Source organism: Pseudoalteromonas sp. NZS127_1 (assembly GCF_015864295.1).
Lineage (GTDB): Bacteria > Pseudomonadota > Gammaproteobacteria > Enterobacterales > Alteromonadaceae > Pseudoalteromonas > Pseudoalteromonas arctica.
Genome location: NZ_JADYXO010000027.1, coordinates 13613 through 29264 on the forward strand (window position 1 = coordinate 13613; position 15652 = coordinate 29264).

Annotated in this window: 16 protein-coding genes; 7 read left to right on the forward strand and 9 right to left on the reverse strand. The window is 39.5% G+C overall.

What is annotated here, in order from left to right; genetic code table 11:
* The first annotated feature begins 88 nt into the window (after window positions 1–88).
* From I6F50_RS18040 to I6F50_RS18050, 3 genes are all read left to right on the forward strand, one after another.
* Window positions 89–685, forward strand: a complete 597-nt coding sequence (locus tag I6F50_RS18040; RefSeq protein WP_007582968.1) for a DUF2726 domain-containing protein — start codon at window positions 89–91, stop codon at window positions 683–685.
* A gap of 122 nt (window positions 686–807) precedes the next feature.
* The gene (gene mtnN, locus I6F50_RS18045; protein WP_165727248.1) at window positions 808–1515 is read left to right on the forward strand and encodes a 5'-methylthioadenosine/S-adenosylhomocysteine nucleosidase; all 708 of its coding nucleotides are present in this window, start codon (window positions 808–810) and stop codon (window positions 1513–1515) included.
* The gene (locus tag I6F50_RS18050; RefSeq protein ID WP_165727247.1) at window positions 1516–2460 is read left to right on the forward strand and encodes a regulatory signaling modulator protein AmpE; all 945 of its coding nucleotides are present in this window, start codon (window positions 1516–1518) and stop codon (window positions 2458–2460) included. It abuts the gene before it with no gap.
* 96 nt (window positions 2461–2556) lie between these two features.
* On the opposite strand, the gene tyrS is transcribed toward I6F50_RS18050, so the two are convergent.
* A complete protein-coding gene (gene tyrS / locus I6F50_RS18055; protein ID WP_007585427.1) occupies window positions 2557–3756 on the reverse strand; it encodes a tyrosine--tRNA ligase in 1200 nt (399 codons plus the stop codon).
* Between the two features lie 322 nt (window positions 3757–4078).
* On the opposite strand from tyrS, the gene I6F50_RS18060 reads away from it, so the two are divergent.
* On the forward strand, window positions 4079–5392 hold the full coding sequence (locus I6F50_RS18060; RefSeq protein ID WP_007585425.1) for a peptidoglycan DD-metalloendopeptidase family protein: 1314 nt from the start codon (window positions 4079–4081) through the stop codon (window positions 5390–5392).
* 74 nt (window positions 5393–5466) lie between these two features.
* Here I6F50_RS18060 and I6F50_RS18065 read toward each other — a convergent pair whose 3' ends face one another.
* The 5 genes from I6F50_RS18065 to I6F50_RS18085 form a co-directional block, all read right to left on the reverse strand.
* Entirely contained in the window at window positions 5467–5643 is a 177-nt protein-coding gene (locus tag I6F50_RS18065; RefSeq protein WP_007583822.1) for a hypothetical protein, read from the reverse strand.
* A 13-nt stretch (window positions 5644–5656) separates the two neighbouring features.
* Window positions 5657–6628 carry an aldo/keto reductase family oxidoreductase gene (locus I6F50_RS18070; protein WP_165727246.1) on the reverse strand — a complete coding sequence of 324 codons (972 nt, stop codon included), beginning with the start codon at window positions 6626–6628 and terminating at the stop codon, window positions 5657–5659.
* Window positions 6629–6770: 142 nt separating this feature from the next.
* Entirely contained in the window at window positions 6771–7901 is a 1131-nt protein-coding gene (locus tag I6F50_RS18075) for a sodium ion-translocating decarboxylase subunit beta (RefSeq protein ID WP_197176918.1), read from the reverse strand.
* 13 nt (window positions 7902–7914) lie between these two features.
* On the reverse strand, window positions 7915–9696 hold the full coding sequence (gene oadA / locus I6F50_RS18080) for a sodium-extruding oxaloacetate decarboxylase subunit alpha (protein ID WP_165722092.1): 1782 nt from the start codon (window positions 9694–9696) through the stop codon (window positions 7915–7917).
* An 11-nt stretch (window positions 9697–9707) separates the two neighbouring features.
* Window positions 9708–9950: an OadG family protein gene (locus I6F50_RS18085; RefSeq protein ID WP_007583814.1), complete on the reverse strand. Its 243-nt coding sequence runs from the start codon at window positions 9948–9950 to the stop codon at window positions 9708–9710.
* 519 nt (window positions 9951–10469) lie between these two features.
* On the opposite strand from I6F50_RS18085, the gene I6F50_RS18090 reads away from it, so the two are divergent.
* The 3 genes from I6F50_RS18090 to I6F50_RS18100 all read left to right on the forward strand — a co-directional run bounded on the left by I6F50_RS18090 (window position 10470) and on the right by I6F50_RS18100 (window position 11493).
* The gene (locus I6F50_RS18090) at window positions 10470–10643 is read left to right on the forward strand and encodes a DUF1328 domain-containing protein (RefSeq protein WP_002961939.1); all 174 of its coding nucleotides are present in this window, start codon (window positions 10470–10472) and stop codon (window positions 10641–10643) included.
* A gap of 58 nt (window positions 10644–10701) precedes the next feature.
* A complete protein-coding gene (locus tag I6F50_RS18095; RefSeq protein WP_007378921.1) occupies window positions 10702–10893 on the forward strand; it encodes a hypothetical protein in 192 nt (63 codons plus the stop codon).
* Between the two features lie 132 nt (window positions 10894–11025).
* Window positions 11026–11493, forward strand: a complete 468-nt coding sequence (locus I6F50_RS18100) for a YcxB family protein (protein WP_165727244.1) — start codon at window positions 11026–11028, stop codon at window positions 11491–11493.
* Window positions 11494–11543: 50 nt separating this feature from the next.
* Here the strand turns inward: I6F50_RS18100 and csrA are convergent, their stop codons facing one another.
* The 3 genes from csrA to alaS form a co-directional block, all read right to left on the reverse strand.
* The gene (gene csrA / locus I6F50_RS18105; protein WP_004587515.1) at window positions 11544–11735 is read right to left on the reverse strand and encodes a carbon storage regulator CsrA; all 192 of its coding nucleotides are present in this window, start codon (window positions 11733–11735) and stop codon (window positions 11544–11546) included.
* A 91-nt stretch (window positions 11736–11826) separates the two neighbouring features.
* Window positions 11827–13044: an aspartate kinase gene (locus I6F50_RS18110; protein WP_197176920.1), complete on the reverse strand. Its 1218-nt coding sequence runs from the start codon at window positions 13042–13044 to the stop codon at window positions 11827–11829.
* Window positions 13045–13050: 6 nt separating this feature from the next.
* A complete protein-coding gene (gene alaS / locus I6F50_RS18115; RefSeq protein ID WP_197176922.1) occupies window positions 13051–15651 on the reverse strand; it encodes an alanine--tRNA ligase in 2601 nt (866 codons plus the stop codon).
* Window position 15652 lies beyond the last annotated feature (1 nt).

The window sequence follows — 15652 nt, forward strand, 5'->3', positions numbered from 1 at the left end:
AGTTGGTAATTATTTTATAACTCATACTTTTTAGGCACGTAAATTGCTTTATTTGAGCAGTGTCAATTTGTTGTTATGGAGTTACCGTATGGAATTCGCTTTATTATTAATTCTAGTATTAGTTGTCGGGGCTTCTGTTGTTGCGTCAAAATTTAATGACGATGGCGGAAACCCGTATCCTTTTACCCGCAAGCAAACTGTTTTTACGCAGGTTGAAGGCGCTTTTTTAAATCTTCTCGAGCGTGCTGTTGGCGATCAATATAAAATTGTTAGTCGCGTTAAGCTAATTGACGTTATTGACTGTAAGCAAGGTCTTTCTATTAAATCTAAACGTGCTGCTTTAGCTAAAGCTAAAAATAAGCAACTCGACTTTGTATTAATCGATAAAGAAAAACTAACTATTGTTGCGGCCGTTGACCTAGTTAACAATGCCAATAAAGATGGCCACAAAGCTCAACGCGACTGGTTTGTAAACGGTGCACTAGAGTCTGCGGGCATTCCACATATTCGTATGAAAGTTAAATCGGGCTACCGTCCTTCTGAAGTACGCGATGCAATTATGTTTAAACTTGGTAAGCCTGCAGCAACACAAACGCAGCGCCCTGTTCGTAATCGCTCACATAAGCCAGCGGTACTTTCACCTTCTCAAGCCAAAGCACAAACAACTGCTTTAGCTGAAATTTAAAAACCAAATTAAATACTCTCCTAAAAAGTATTTAAAGCGAGCTCATAAACAAGCTCGCTTTTTTGTTTTTTATTGCTAACTTCACGTATAATCAAGTGATTCAAACTCAGGAATTAAACATTATGAATGTTGGTATTATTGGCGCAATGGAGCCAGAAGTTAAAATTTTACGTGAAGCGATGCAAAACGCACAAATTTTAACTAAAGCAGGTTTCACTTTTTATACTGGTGAATTGGCTGGTAACACAGTAACACTTGTTCAATCTGGTATTGGTAAAGTAGCATCAACAATTGCAACTACCTTACTAATTGACAACTTCAAACCTGATTGCGTAATTAACACAGGCTCTGCCGGTGGATTCGATCCTTCTCTAAGTGTTGGCGACGTAGTAATTTCGTCAGAAGTACGTCATCACGATGTAGATGTTACTGCTTTTGGCTACGAAATTGGCCAAGTACCACAAATGCCAGCAGGCTTTGCAGCTCACCCTAAATTAGTTGAAGCAGCACAACAAACAATCGAACAAATCAGTGATGTTAAAACACTTGTTGGCTTAATTTGTACTGGTGACACATTCATGTGTGACCCTGTGCGTATCGATAAAGCACGCAGTGATTTTCCTACAATGCTTGCCGTTGAAATGGAAGGCGCTTCAATTGCACAAACGTGTTTTACGCTTAACACACCATTTGTTGTAATTCGCTCAATGTCTGATATAGCAGGTAAAGAGTCACCACAATCATTTGAAGAATACCTAGAAACAGCATCAATCAACTCATCTAAAATGGTTGTCGCACTTTTAGAAAAGCTAACTGCAGTGTCTCTGTAAATGCTTAGCAATATTGTTCAAAACCACTTGGACTTTATTGCCTTCATACTAGCGCTCCTTGCTGAGCGCTTTATTCCCCTTATTAGCTGGTATCATCCTAATACAGCGTTAAATGCTGTTTTTAGTGCTATTGGCAAGCGCATATACAAAAGCAAAGAACCTAAAAGCTATCAATATTTGGCAGCTATACTCGCAAGCACGCTCATTTTAAGTGTCATTCTCATTATTGTAGTGCTACTACTCGAGTTTGCTTTTTACCCTGAATTACTCGCAGGTCTTATTTTATACTTATGCTTAGAAAGTAAGAGTATTGATAAAAAAGCACTTCGCATTGCAAAGCTAACTAAACAAAATCAAAAATCGACAGCACGCGAATTACTAAAACCACTGCTTGCCCGTGAAGTTAATAGGCTTTCATCTCCTGGTATTATTAAAGCATTAATTGAAAGCTTAATACTGCGCACTGCTCGATACTATTTCGTAGTTATATTTATATTTTTAGCCTTTGGCCCAATTACTGCCCTCGCCTATCGATTGCTTACTTTAATACAACAAGCCTGGCGTAGTGATATATCCCCAAATAGCTACTTTTTAAAACCGCTTAAAACTCTCTTGTTTATTATTGAGTATATTCCAATGCGCTTACTCGCTTTAACTATTGCAGCAAGTAGAGCGAGCAAACAAAGCATGCACTACATAAAGCATTATGGTAGACATTTTTATCAAACAAATACAGGTTGGCTACTAAGCACATGCTCTGCATCACTTGGTGTGCAGCTGGGCGGGCCTGCAGTTTATTTAGGTACTCGCTTTAATAAAATGCGTATAGGTACTGATAGACTACCTACACCCGAGGATGTACCTGTAATAATTAATAGATTAAATCAGGCGCGTGTATTTTGGTTGTTAGTAATTGTAAGTATTGAAATATTAAAAGTGATTTAGTGACTATTTAGTGACTACCTCGTAACTATTTACAGACCCCAAAATACGAGCACAAAAAAACCAGCCTAGGCTGGTTTTTTAGTTTTCAAACGGTATTTAAGCTACAGTGATGTTTGCAAACTTACGTTTACCTACTTGGTAAATAGCTGTTGTGCCTTTTGCTATTTCAAGTTTGGTGTCAGTGATTTTATCTTCACCGTTAAGTTTAACTGCACCTTGCTTAATCATACGCATTGCTTCTGATGTACTTACTACTAAATTTGCTTCTTTAAGCAAGTTAGCAATTAAAATAGTGTCTTCTGCGATAGTGATTGTTAGCTCAGGGATTTCATCTGGTAACGCTTTTTTCTGAAAACGCTGAATAAAATCATCATGTGCACCTTGTGCATCAGCTTCACTATGGAAACGAGCAATTAGCTCTTTAGCTAGTTCAATTTTAATATCGCGCGGGTTAGTACCTTGCTCAACACGTTCTTTTTGAGCTGCAATTTCTTCAATAGAAAGCGCGCTTAATAAATCGTAATAACGCCACATTAGCACATCACTAATTGACATTATTTTACCAAACATATCGTTTGGCGCATCAGTAATACCAATGTAGTTACCAAGCGACTTAGACATTTTTTGAACGCCGTCAGTACCTTCAAGTAATGGCATCATTAATACTGTTTGCGGCTTTTGCCCTTCAACTTTTTGTAGCTCACGACCCATTAGCAAGTTAAAGCGCTGATCAGTACCGCCCAGTTCAACATCTGACTCTAGTGCAACCGAATCCCAACCTTGTACCAGTGGATATAAAAACTCGTGAATTGCAATTGGTTGACCGCTGCCGTAACGCTTTTTAAAGTCATCACGTTCAAGCATGCGCGCTACTGTTTGGTTAGCAGCAAGTTTTATCATACCTGCAGCGCCTAACTTTTCCATCCAAGTAGAGTTAAATGCAACAGTGGTTTTAGCAGGATCTAGAATTTTGAATACTTGTTCTTTATATGTTTCGGCATTGGCTAGTACGTCTTCGCGAGTAAGTGGTTTACGCGTTACGTTTTTACCTGTTGGGTCACCAATCATGCCAGTAAAGTCACCAATTAAGAAAATAACCTCATGACCTAAATCCTGAAAGGTTTTCATTTTATTAATTAGTACAGTGTGCCCTAAATGTAAATCAGGGGCTGTAGGATCAAAGCCAGCTTTTATTTTTAGCTTTTTGCCCGACTTTAGTTTTTCAACTAGTTCGTCTTCAATTAATATTTCTTCTGCACCGCGTTTTATCTCTGCTAGAGCGGTTTGTAAATCCACTTTGTGTTACTCCAAAATTCTGCCTACGAAGGGGCGGACTAGTTACTTGTAATCACGGTTTAATATAGGTTTAAACCGAATATATATATGTAGCTAACATAACAAATTTCTACCTAATTAAAATAACTTTTTAAGTTATTAATGCAACTAAACAAAATGAATTGAGTCTTAGTTAGATAGGACGTTAAAAAAGGCTTCCTAACCCTGATTTTAGCGTAGTTTAAGGTTAGTTTAAATCTACAAAGCACTAGTATTCGTACATTATTAAGTATATCCTGCAATATTATGTATTTATTATCTTGACAGCAGAAAAAGGCACGTTATGGTTCACGTGGTTAACACTCTCCCAAAAAAACACAAATTGCTTATTTTAGGTTTAGTTTCTGCTATTGCCGGCTTGGCATTTCTTCCTTCTGAAAAAGCGACTGCTTCTAAAGACAATAATGCAGATGCATTAGAGATAGGCAAGCGCTATGAGTTACAAGTTAAAGTTGATGACAACGAAAAATTAACTGAGTTAAATTCAGAGCAAGCAGCAGAAAAATTACCAGAATACGACTTTGTCGATCATAAAGTTAAAAATGGCGACAATTTAGCAATTATCTTCAAACGTGCTGGTTTTTCAGCTCAAACGCTCCATAAACTAATTAACACTAACGCAGAAACGCGCAAGCTAACTAAAATTCACCCTGGTGAAATACTTAGCTTTGCGACAGCTGAAGATGGCTCTTTGGCTCAACTGCGCTATGTGATTTCAAAAACCGATACTTTATTTGTTACCTTAAATGAAGAAGGTAACTACGATACAGCTATTGATAGTAAAGAAATTGAAACGCTAACCAAAACCGCTGGCGGCGAAATATCTAACAACTTTTGGACTTCAGCAATAGCGGCAGGTTTAAGCGAACGTCAAATAATGAACTTTGCTGACATATTTGGTTGGGATGTTGATTTTGCAAACGACATTCGTAAAGGCGATGTGTTTGGCTTAATTTACGAGTCTCATTATGTTGATGGCGAGTTTATTGGTACCGGTAAAATTATTGCCGCTGAATTTGTAAACCAAGGTCAGCGCTTTGCAGCGATTCGCCATACCGACGGCAATTTTTATACGCCTGAAGGGCGTAGCATGAAAAAAGCATTTTTACGTGCACCTGTAAGCTTTAAGTATATTAGTTCGAGCTTTAATCCTCGTCGCTTACACCCAGTTACTGGGCAAGTTAGAGCGCACCGTGGTATCGACTTTGCGGCACGCACTGGCACACCGGTGGTTGCATCAGGGAACGGTAAGGTAGTTAAAGCGGGTTACAGCAAGTACAACGGTAACTACGTCTTTATTAGCCATGGCACACAATATGTAACTAAGTACTTACACCTAAATAAGAAACTAGTTAAAACGGGCCAAAAAGTTAAACAGGGCCAACAAATTGGTACTGTAGGTTCTACGGGTCGTGTTACTGGCGCGCATTTACACTATGAATTTTTAGTAAATGGCGTTCACCGTAATCCTAAAACAGTAAAACTTCCTAAGTCAGAGCCATTACCTCGCTCAGAACTTGCTAAGTTTAAACCTATTGCAGATAATTTTATTGCCCAACTTGAGCGCAATCGCGAGCTACAGTTAGCACTTAAATAAAGTTTATTAATAAACATTAAAAAAGCCTTTGCAGGTTAAACCTGCAAAGGCTTTTTTGTGTACGCTAAAAACCATTAGTACATTAATACATAAATGAGCTGAATAACTAAAGACACCATCACTAATGGCCAAATATATTTGCTGTATTTGGTTGCACCGTTGAGCCCTATTTTACTTTGATATTTTTCAAGCAATGGAATAAGTATCGCTAGCGCGACAAACAAACCAATTAAAATAACGAATATATTCATATCAATGCCCTTCTTATGGTAGCTCATGGCCTTTAGCGCTTACATAAAGTGCATACCAATGCTCACGAGTTAGCTGTACGTTTACAGCATCACAAGAGGCTTTAATACGCTTGGCATTAGTTGTTCCAATAATCGGCTGAATAGATGCGGGATGGCGCAGTAACCATGCAATGACTATAGCCTCAGCAGACGTATCATAAAGTGCAGCCAGCTTATTAACTAAAAGACTGGTGTTTATATCAGCCTGCGATGCGTTTGATAAATCACTGCCGCTGTATAATCCTTGGCATAAACTGCCCCAGCTTTGAATTTGAATTTCAAAATGGCGACAGTACTCAATACTACCGGGCGTAAAATTAAGATCCTTACCGTCACTGTTACCGGCATATACACCTTCATCAACAAACTGATGTTTTTGTAAACTAGCCTCAATTTGATTAGCCACAATCGGCATATCAAGTGCATGCTGTAAAAAATTCATTTGATGTTGCTGCATATTCGATACTGCAAAATTGCGCACTTTACCGCTTTCTTTTAAGCAACTAAATATGCGAGCAATTTCGTTAGCTTCCATGAGTGGATCAGGACGATGTAGCATAAGTACGTCTAAATAGTCTGTATTTAATCGCTTCAAGGATGCTTCAACTGATTGCTCAATCCACTTTGATGAAAAATCATAGCGCTTTGGCCCTAAGTCATCTTCAAAACGAATCCCACACTTAGATTGAATATACATGTGCTCTCTAAGCTCTGGTCGCTCGCTTAATGCTTTACCAAAAACCTGCTCCGCTTTACCAAAAGTATAAATATCAGCATGGTCAAAAAAGTTAATGCCACCTTCAATAGCGTTATCTATGCATTCATGAGTTTGCTTAACATGTGCATCAGTGATTGCGTCTTTATTCCAACCGCCTCCCAGACCCATGCATCCGAATACAAGTTTACTAACATGAGGTAAGTGCTTTGCTAAAGGTGTGTGAAGCATGATAACTATCCTTAAAATTTTGAAGAGCTGTTACTGTAAACAAAAAGCGCTGAACAAGAAACCATTTAGCGGTGAACAAATTAAGAACAAAAAAAAGCGCAGTAAACTGCGCTAAATCATTTATTAACTACCACGTTAATTATTAGCCAACAAGTGCTAATAAAATACCCGCAGCAACTGCACTACCAAGTACACCCGCTACGTTGGGTCCCATAGCATGCATAAGTAAAAAGTTATGTGGGTTGCTTTCAAGGCCCACTTTATTAACTACTCGTGCCGCCATTGGCACAGCCGATACACCTGCTGCCCCAATTAATGGGTTTATAGGTGTTTTAGATATGCGGTTAAGTCCTTTTGCCATAAATACGCCAGATGCAGTACCAATTGCAAAAGCCAGTGCGCCAAGCACTAAAATACCAATCGTCTCAACAGTTAAAAACTTATCTGCAGCAAGCTTTGAACCTACAGCTAAACCTAAAAATATAGTTGTAACATTGATGATTTCGTTTTGAGCACTGTTACTTAATCTATCAACAACACCCGACTCTCGCATTAAGTTACCTAAACAAAACATACCTACAAGCGGTATAGCAGCCGGTAAAAACATAGCCGTTAAACTAAGCACCATAAGAGGGAAAATAATCTTTTCCTTTTTAGATACTTTGCGAAGCTCTGGCATCTTAATTTTACGTTCTTCTGGGGTTGTTAACGCACGCATAATTGGCGGTTGAATAATTGGTACTAATGCCATATATGAGTATGCTGCTACCGCTATTGCACCAAGTAAATCAGGAGCCAGTTTTGACGCTAAAAATATTGCTGTTGGCCCATCTGCACCACCAATAATTGCAATAGCCGATGCGTCCTGTAGAGTAAACTCAAAGCCTGGCACATAGTTAAGTAATATTGCGCCAAACAGTGTAGCAAAAATACCAAACTGTGCAGCCGCACCTAATAACAACATACGTGGGTTTGCAATAAGCGCGCTAAAGTCGGTCAGCGCCCCTACTCCCATAAATATTAATAACGGAAAAATCCCCGTATCAATACCCACGTAATAAACGTAATACAAAAGCCCACCTGAGTCTGACAAACCTGCCACTGGTACATTTGTTAAAATTGCACCAAAACCAATTGGTAATAATAATAGTGGTTCAAAGCCTTTAGCTATCGCTAAAAACAGTAATAAACACCCTACCGCAATCATAATTAACGATGGGATTGTAAAGTTAGCAATGCCGGTCGCATTCCAGAGGTTTAAAATACCGTCCATCCTCTATTTGCTCCTAAGCTAATGCAATCATAGCGTCGCCGGTAGTTACGGCATCGCCTTCACCAACCAACACTTCGGCAATAGTTCCGGTATGCATTGCGCGTATTTCGGTTTCCATTTTCATGGCTTCCATAATAATCACTACATCACCTTCGTTAACAACTTGCCCAGCTTTTACCTTAATCTTAAAAATATTACCGGCTAAAGGTGCGTTAAGTGTTTCACCTGATGCAACTGAAGCAGACTGAGGAATGTGCTCAGAGTCTTTTAATGTTACTTCTTTTAGCTCACCACCTTGCGCCACTACTACGTCGTAAACTTTACCATCTACTTTTACGCTGTATTGCTCAGCTTTAACGCTGTTATTATTTGATCCTGATTTTGGTGCTGCCTTATTGCTCTTATCTTCAACGGTAGGAATAGGCTCAAATGCATCAGGGTTATTACGATTTTTAATAAATTTCAAACCAACCTGCGGAAATAATGCATAAGTTAGTACGTCATCAATTTGCTCATCAGCAAGTGTTAAACCTTGCTCTTGTGCTTCTTTTAATAATTCAGCTTCAAGCGTTGCAAGCTCTGGTGCAATGTTATCTGCAGGGCGACAAGTAATAACCTCTGCTCCATCAAGCACACGCTCTTGTAGCTCTTTATTCATTGGTGCTGGTGTTAAGCCATATTCACCTTTTAATACGCCAGCAGTTTCTTTAGTAATTGTTTTATAACGCTCACCGGTTAGCACGTTAAGTACTGCTTGAGTGCCTACAATTTGCGACGTGGGTGTTACTAAAGGTAAAAAACCAAGATCTTCACGTACCCGTGGGATCTCAAGCAAAACTTCATTAAGCTTATCTGCCGCGCCTTGCTCTTTAAGTTGGTTTTCCATGTTTGTAAGCATGCCACCAGGTACTTGAGCTAGTAAAATACGACCATCAACCCCTTTTAAGCTACCTTCAAATGCCGCATATTTTTTACGTACATCTCTAAAGTAAGCAGCAATTTCTTCTAGATGATTTAAATCAAGGTCAGTATCGCGCTCAGTTCCTTCAACTATCGATACAATAGTTTCAGTTGCTGTGTGTCCGTAAGTCATACTCATAGATGAAATAGCGGTATCAAGCATATCAATGCCTGCATCAATCGCTTTTTGATAAGTCGCAGTACTTAAACCAGTTGTAGCGTGGCACTGCATAGCAATAGGAACCGACACGGTTTCCTTAAGTGCTTTAATTAGTTTTTCAGCATCGTACGGCTTTAATAAACCCGCCATATCTTTAATACAAATTGAGTGACAGCCTAAATCTTCTAATTGCTTAGCAAGAGTCAGCCACATATCAAGCGTATGAACAGGACTTACCGTGTACGAAATAGTACCTTGAGCATGTGCGCCTACTTTTATAGCCGCTTTAATCGCTGTTTCTAGGTTACGTACATCGTTCATTGCATCGAAAATACGAAATACGTCAACGCCATTTTTATGTGCGCGTTCTACAAACTTTTCAACTACATCATCAGCGTAATGGCGGTAGCCTAATAGGTTTTGACCGCGTAATAGCATTTGCTGTTTAGTATTAGGCATCGCTTTTTTAAGCGCGCGAATACGCTCCCAAGGATCTTCGCCTAAATAACGAATACACGAATCAAATGTAGCACCGCCCCACGATTCAATAGACCAATAACCTGCATCATCTAGCTTGCTAGCAATAGGTAGCATATCGTCTAGGCGCATACGTGTTGCGAGCAATGATTGGTGCGCATCGCGTAATACCAATTCTGTTAATTTTAATTTAGCCATGTGTGTGCCCCTTATTTATTATTTGATTTGTACTGAGCAATGGCAGCACTAATAGCAGCGATGTGCTCATTAGGCACACCTTGAGATTTAAAAGACGGTGATTTAGCTGGTGATGCCTCTGGTTCGCTATAGCGCGTCACCAAATTAGACATAAGCGTTACTGCACCAATTAATATCGACAGAAATACAAACACCCCAACCATACCAGTTAGCATTAAGCTACCAGCCGTTGTGAGTAGAGCACCTATATCCATTTTTCTCCCCCTTGAAACCCATATCGAAAATAAAAAATCGATTTAATTAAATATTTATTCACTGGATAATAACAAAACTAGTCGCTTTGTCTACATCTTGTAAATTGGTAAAACCAATTAAACTATAAACAACATAACACTCAACAAATTTACATGCCATAACCCAGCAATCATGCGCCCTACAATACATACAGAAAATAACGACTATAGCTAATAGTTATATGGAAGTTGTTAATTAACTATTCAACTTAATAAAAATAACCGCCAAATTTTATAATAAGTACAAAAACACACACCAATTGTTAATTGGTCTTACCAAAAAGATTATTTTTAGTGAATATTTACCGGTAACTTGTAACAGTGTGAATAACTTACATAACAAAGCGTAAAAATTACTAACTAACTAATAACTAAAAACACAGTTAAAAACCATAACCACTTGATATAAAACAAAAATAAACTTTGGCATATAACTGGCATTAGTTATTGTGAGCAAATTTGATAACCAAGGAGAAAACAATGTTACGCTGGACAATTACATTTTTAGTTATTGCTTTAATCGCTGCAGTGTTAGGTTTTGGTGGCATCGCAGGTGCCGCAGCTGGTATAGCAAAAATTATATTTTTTATATTTTTAGTACTTTTAGTGATCTCATTAGTTTCAGGTGCACTACGTGGTAAATCACCCAGGTAGATAAAGCATTCAACTAACAAACACTAAAATTTAATTAACACTTACAAGGAATTACATTATGAATTCAACAACTGTAAAAGCAGCACTAATCGGTCTATTCGCAAGTTTCTTTATCATGGGTTGTGAAGACAATCATGCAGAAGACGCAGGCGAACGTATTGACGAAGCAGTAACTGACGTGCAAAACAAAGTAGAAGATGCATGTGAAAATGTTAAAGAAGGCGTAAACGCTGAAGAAACTAACTGTTAATTCTTCTTGTATCGCTAAAAAACGGCCTTAGGGCCGTTTTTTTGTGTCTGTAATAAAATCACTGACTATAAAGCTGCTCATTTAGCGGCTAGCTTGTTAAAATAAAAAAAACGATATTTAAAGCAAGGCAATATGGCATTTACAACAACCTACACACTAGATAAACCTTACTTTTACGAGTGCTTTGATGAGTCACTCCCGTACAGTAAGCGCGCCAAACCTAAGTACTTTTTACTTGTACTCCTCGTTGCGCTTGGTTTATTTGGCATTTATGTTTTAAACGATCATTACTTAGGATCGTTTATGATCATGCTAGGTGTACTAGAGTGCGTCGCTTTTTACTATCGCAGACCTTGGTGGGTAACCAGACAAATGCTCAGCAGAGCGTCAGGCTCTGAGGTAACACTTACCTTTGATGAAGAAGGCATTAAGTCGGCTAATCATTACAAAAGTTTTGAGCTAACTTGGCAAAACATAAGCGAAGTAATAGATACTCAGCAAGGTATTATTATTAAAAATAAAAGCGGAATGCAGTACATTTCAAAACAAATACTAACCCCTGAAATACTCGCTTTTATAAACAAAAAAGCCACTCAGTGAGTGGCTTTTAGTCTAGTTGAGCTAATTACTCAACTACGTATACGTGTTGATTAAGCATTGCCCGGATTAGGGTTCGACTTTTCAGCTTGTATGCGCATGTAAATCTCTTCACGATGCACTGATACGTCTTTTGGTGCATTAACACCGATTCGAACTTGATTTCCTTTAACACCTAGAACAGTAACTGTTACTTCGTCACCAATCATTAGGGTTTCACCTACTCTACGAGTTAGTATTAGCATTCTCTTGCTCCCATGTTCCAATAAAAATTATAAGATTCCGCTTAAACATACTAATGAAAATTAGACTGAAAAGTAAGTAAAAACTCTCAATCTATCCATTTTCTGTTAAAAATGCTTTGTGTAATGCACGAACTGCCAACTCTAGGTACTTTTCATCTATTAAAACTGAAATTTTAATCTCAGAAGTCGAGACTAAAACTACATTAATATTTTCCTGCGCTAATGCATCAAAAAATAAACTTGCTACACCAGAATGCGATTTCATACCCATTCCAACAGCAGAAACTTTAGCTACTGTTGGTAATCCGCTTATATTTTGAGCACTGAGTTGAGCTTGATCTTCGCTCAATAATTCAAGTGCTTGCAGATAATCATTCGAGTGCACAGTAAAAGCATAGTCTATTTTTTCAAAGATATGATTAACTTGATTAATCATATCTATTTCGATGCCATTATCAGCAAAAAGTTTCAATATTTTTGAAAGATATTGCGTACCGCTTGGCACACCATCTACTTTAATTAAACATTCGTCACAATTAAACGCAATCCCCGATACCACCTTGCTTGGCATATCGTTCTCCTCAAAACTTATTAATGTGCCTTCATCAGGATTAAAACTAGAAAGCACCCTAAGTGGCACATTGTGTCTACCTGCAGCTTCTACCGAGCGAATATGCAAAACTTTTGCGCCTAAACTTGCCAGTTCTAGCATTTCGGCAAAAGTAACTTGGCTCATTCTGCGCGCGTTAGGTTCAACACGAGGATCTGTAGTATATACGCCATCAACGTCTGTATAGATCTGGCATTCGTCGGCTTTTATAGCCGCTGCTATTTCTACAGCCGATGTATCGGTGCCGCCGCGTCCAAGCGTTGTAATATTGCCCTCAACGTCACGCCCCTGAAAGCCAGCAATAATAGCAATGCGGTTATGCTCAAGCTCATGCTTTAAACGTGTAGCGGCAACGTCTTCAATACGGGCTTTACCAAACATATTGTCGGTTAGAATATTGACTTGATCGGCTAATAAGCTTACAGCTGAATGACCACGTTTGATAATAGCCATAGCAAGCAGTGATACAGAAACCTGCTCTCCGGTGCTAATAAGTACATCTAGTTCACGGCTACTCGGGCGAGTATCAATTTGTTTGGCGAGGTTAATTAAGCGGTTGGTTTCTCCCGACATAGCAGAGAGAACCACAACCACTTGATGCCCTTGTTGTCTGGTTTTAACAACAAGGTCGGCGACCGCTTCAATTCGCTCTATTGAGCCAACCGAAGTGCCACCGAATTTTTGAACAATAAGCGCCACTTAGGCTTAAGTACGCTCAGTTAACCAAGCTGTAACGCTATCTAGTGCAGCAGCAAGGTTTTGTGGTTCACTACCACCTGCTTGTGCCATATCTGGACGACCGCCACCTTTACCACCTACTTGACCTGCCATGTGGTTAACTAACTCACCGGCTTTTACTTTGCCTGTTAAGTCTTTAGTTACACCGGCAATTAGGCTTACTTTGTCGCCACTGGCAACACCCAGTGCAATAACACCTGAGCCAATCTTGTTTTTAAGGTCATCAACCATACCGCGAAGCGCTTTAGATTCAGTGCCTTCAACGTTAGCTACAAGTAACTTAACGCCGTTAATTTCAACTATTGAATCAAGAAGTGATGCACCAGCTGCACTTGCTAGCTTATCGCTAAGCTGCGCAATTTGCTTTTCAAGGCTCTTTGACTTTTCAAGCAACGCAGTTACTTTTTCAAGTACCGATGCGCTATCGCCTTTTACAAGTGCTGCAACATCGCTAAGTTGTTGTTCTTGCTCGCTAACGTAAGCAACTGCATCGGCGCCAGTTACGGCCTCAATACGGCGAACACCTGCGGCAATACCACTTTCAGATACTATTTTGAATAAGCCAATATCGCCAGCGCGCTCAACGTGCGTACCACCACAAAGCTCAATAGAATAGTCACCAATAGTTACTACACGTACTTCGTCATCGTACTTTTCGCCAAATAACGCCATAGCACCTTTCGCTTTAGCATCATCAATAGCCATAAGCTCAGTATTAAGTGCAAAGTTACGACGAATTTCGTCATTAACTACACGCTCAATTTCACGTAGCTCATCTTTAGTTACGGCTTCAAAATGCGAAAAGTCAAAACGTAAACGATCAGGCTGAACAAGCGAGCCTTTTTGGCCTACATGGTCACCTAATAATTGGCGTAATGCTTCGTGTAAAATATGCGTAGCTGTGTGGTTTTTCTTAATGCTGTCGCGGCGCGTATCATCAATAGTTGCGTCAACTTTGTCATTAACACCAATACGGCCTTGTACAGTACCGTGGTGAGCAAAAGCATTACCAAGCTTAGTGGTATTAGTAACATTAAATTCGCCACCAGCAACTGTAATAGTACCCGTGTCACCCGTTTGACCGCCTGATTCAGCGTAAAACGGTGTGCGGTCTAGTACTACAATACCTTGTTGACCATCTTCTAATAACTGAACAGCTTCGCCACCGGCAAAAATTTCAATAACGGTCGCGCTATAATGTGTGCTGTCGTAACCTTTAAAGTCAGTGTGTTTATCTGATTTTAATTGGTCATTGTAATCTGCACCAAATTTACCTGCTTGCTGCGCTGTTTTACGTTGTACAGCCATACACTCTTCAAAGCCTCGATGATCAATTGTCATCTGGCGCTCACGCGCAACATCGGCTGTTAAATCAGCAGGGAAACCATACGTATCGTAAAGCTTAAATACTAAGTCACCCGGTATAATATCGCCTTTAAGGTCGCTTAAGCTTTCTTCTAAAATAGCTAAGCCACGCTCAAGTGTTTTACCAAACTGTTCTTCTTCAATGCGTAATACTTTTTCAATAATTTCTTGTTGCTTAGCAAGCTCAGGGTACGCTTGACCCATTTGCTCAATTAGCGCAGCAACTAATTTATAGAAAAACGAACCTTGTGCACCTAACTTATTACCGTGGCGCACAGCACGACGAATAATACGGCGTAGTACATAACCACGGCCTTCGTTAGATGGCATAACACCGTCTGAGATTAAAAACGCACACGAACGAATATGATCCGCTACTACACGTAGTGATTTATCGTCCATGTCTTGTGCATTAGTAACACTTGCAGCAGCGGCAATTAAGCCTTGGAATAAATCGATTTCGTAGTTTGAATGCACGCCCTGCAAAATAGCAGAAATACGCTCAAGGCCCATTCCCGTATCAACAGATTGCTTAGGTAGAGGCAACATTGTGCCGTCGCTTTGACGGTTGTACTGCATAAATACAAGGTTCCAAATTTCGATGAAACGGTCGCCGTCTTCCTCTGGAGAGCCCGGAGGTCCGCCCCAAATGTGTTCGCCATGATCATAAAATATTTCAGAACACGGACCACACGGACCGGTATCGCCCATAGACCAAAAGTTGTCTGAGGTAGCAATACGAATAATACGATCCTCAGATAAGCCAATGTCTTTTGACCAGTATTCAAACGCTTCTTCGTCATCGTGGTAAATAGTTACTAAAAGCTTTTCTTTTGGTAGTTTTACTTCTTCAGTTAAAAACTCCCATGCAAACTTAATAGCTTCTTGCTTAAAGTAATCACCAAAGCTGAAGTTACCTAACATTTCAAAAAATGTATGGTGGCGAGCAGTGTAGCCCACATTTTCTAAATCGTTATGCTTACCGCCAGCACGTACACAGCGCTGCGAGCTAGTCGCACGTGTATAAGGGCGGCTTTCTGCGCCTAAAAATACATCTTTAAATTGCACCATGCCGGCATTGTTAAATAACAACGTGGCATCATTACCCGGAATAAGCGAGCTTGAAGGTACAACTTGGTGTTGTTTGCTGGCAAAAAAGTCTAAAAACTGTTGCCTAATTTGTGCGGTAGTCATGTGCTGCATT

Bases quoted from the DNA above. Each gene is read 5' to 3' on its own strand.
- I6F50_RS18040 (WP_007582968.1), top strand. From the start codon at position 89: ATGGAATTCGCTTTATTATTAATTCTAGTATTAGTTGTCGGGGCTTCT.
- mtnN (WP_165727248.1), top strand. From the start codon at position 808: ATGAATGTTGGTATTATTGGCGCAATGGAGCCAGAAGTTAAAATTTTA.
- I6F50_RS18050 (WP_165727247.1), top strand. From the start codon at position 1,516: ATGCTTAGCAATATTGTTCAAAACCACTTGGACTTTATTGCCTTCATA.
- I6F50_RS18060 (WP_007585425.1), top strand. From the start codon at position 4,079: ATGGTTCACGTGGTTAACACTCTCCCAAAAAAACACAAATTGCTTATT.
- I6F50_RS18065 (WP_007583822.1), bottom strand. From the start codon at position 5,643: ATGAATATATTCGTTATTTTAATTGGTTTGTTTGTCGCGCTAGCGATA.
- I6F50_RS18070 (WP_165727246.1), bottom strand. From the start codon at position 6,628: ATGCTTCACACACCTTTAGCAAAGCACTTACCTCATGTTAGTAAACTT.
- I6F50_RS18075 (WP_197176918.1), bottom strand. From the start codon at position 7,901: ATGGACGGTATTTTAAACCTCTGGAATGCGACCGGCATTGCTAACTTT.
- oadA (WP_165722092.1), bottom strand. From the start codon at position 9,696: ATGGCTAAATTAAAATTAACAGAATTGGTATTACGCGATGCGCACCAA.
- I6F50_RS18085 (WP_007583814.1), bottom strand. From the start codon at position 9,950: ATGGATATAGGTGCTCTACTCACAACGGCTGGTAGCTTAATGCTAACT.
- I6F50_RS18090 (WP_002961939.1), top strand. From the start codon at position 10,470: ATGTTACGCTGGACAATTACATTTTTAGTTATTGCTTTAATCGCTGCA.
- I6F50_RS18095 (WP_007378921.1), top strand. From the start codon at position 10,702: ATGAATTCAACAACTGTAAAAGCAGCACTAATCGGTCTATTCGCAAGT.
- I6F50_RS18100 (WP_165727244.1), top strand. From the start codon at position 11,026: ATGGCATTTACAACAACCTACACACTAGATAAACCTTACTTTTACGAG.
- csrA (WP_004587515.1), bottom strand. From the start codon at position 11,735: ATGCTAATACTAACTCGTAGAGTAGGTGAAACCCTAATGATTGGTGAC.
- alaS (WP_197176922.1), bottom strand. From the start codon at position 15,651: ATGCAGCACATGACTACCGCACAAATTAGGCAACAGTTTTTAGACTTT.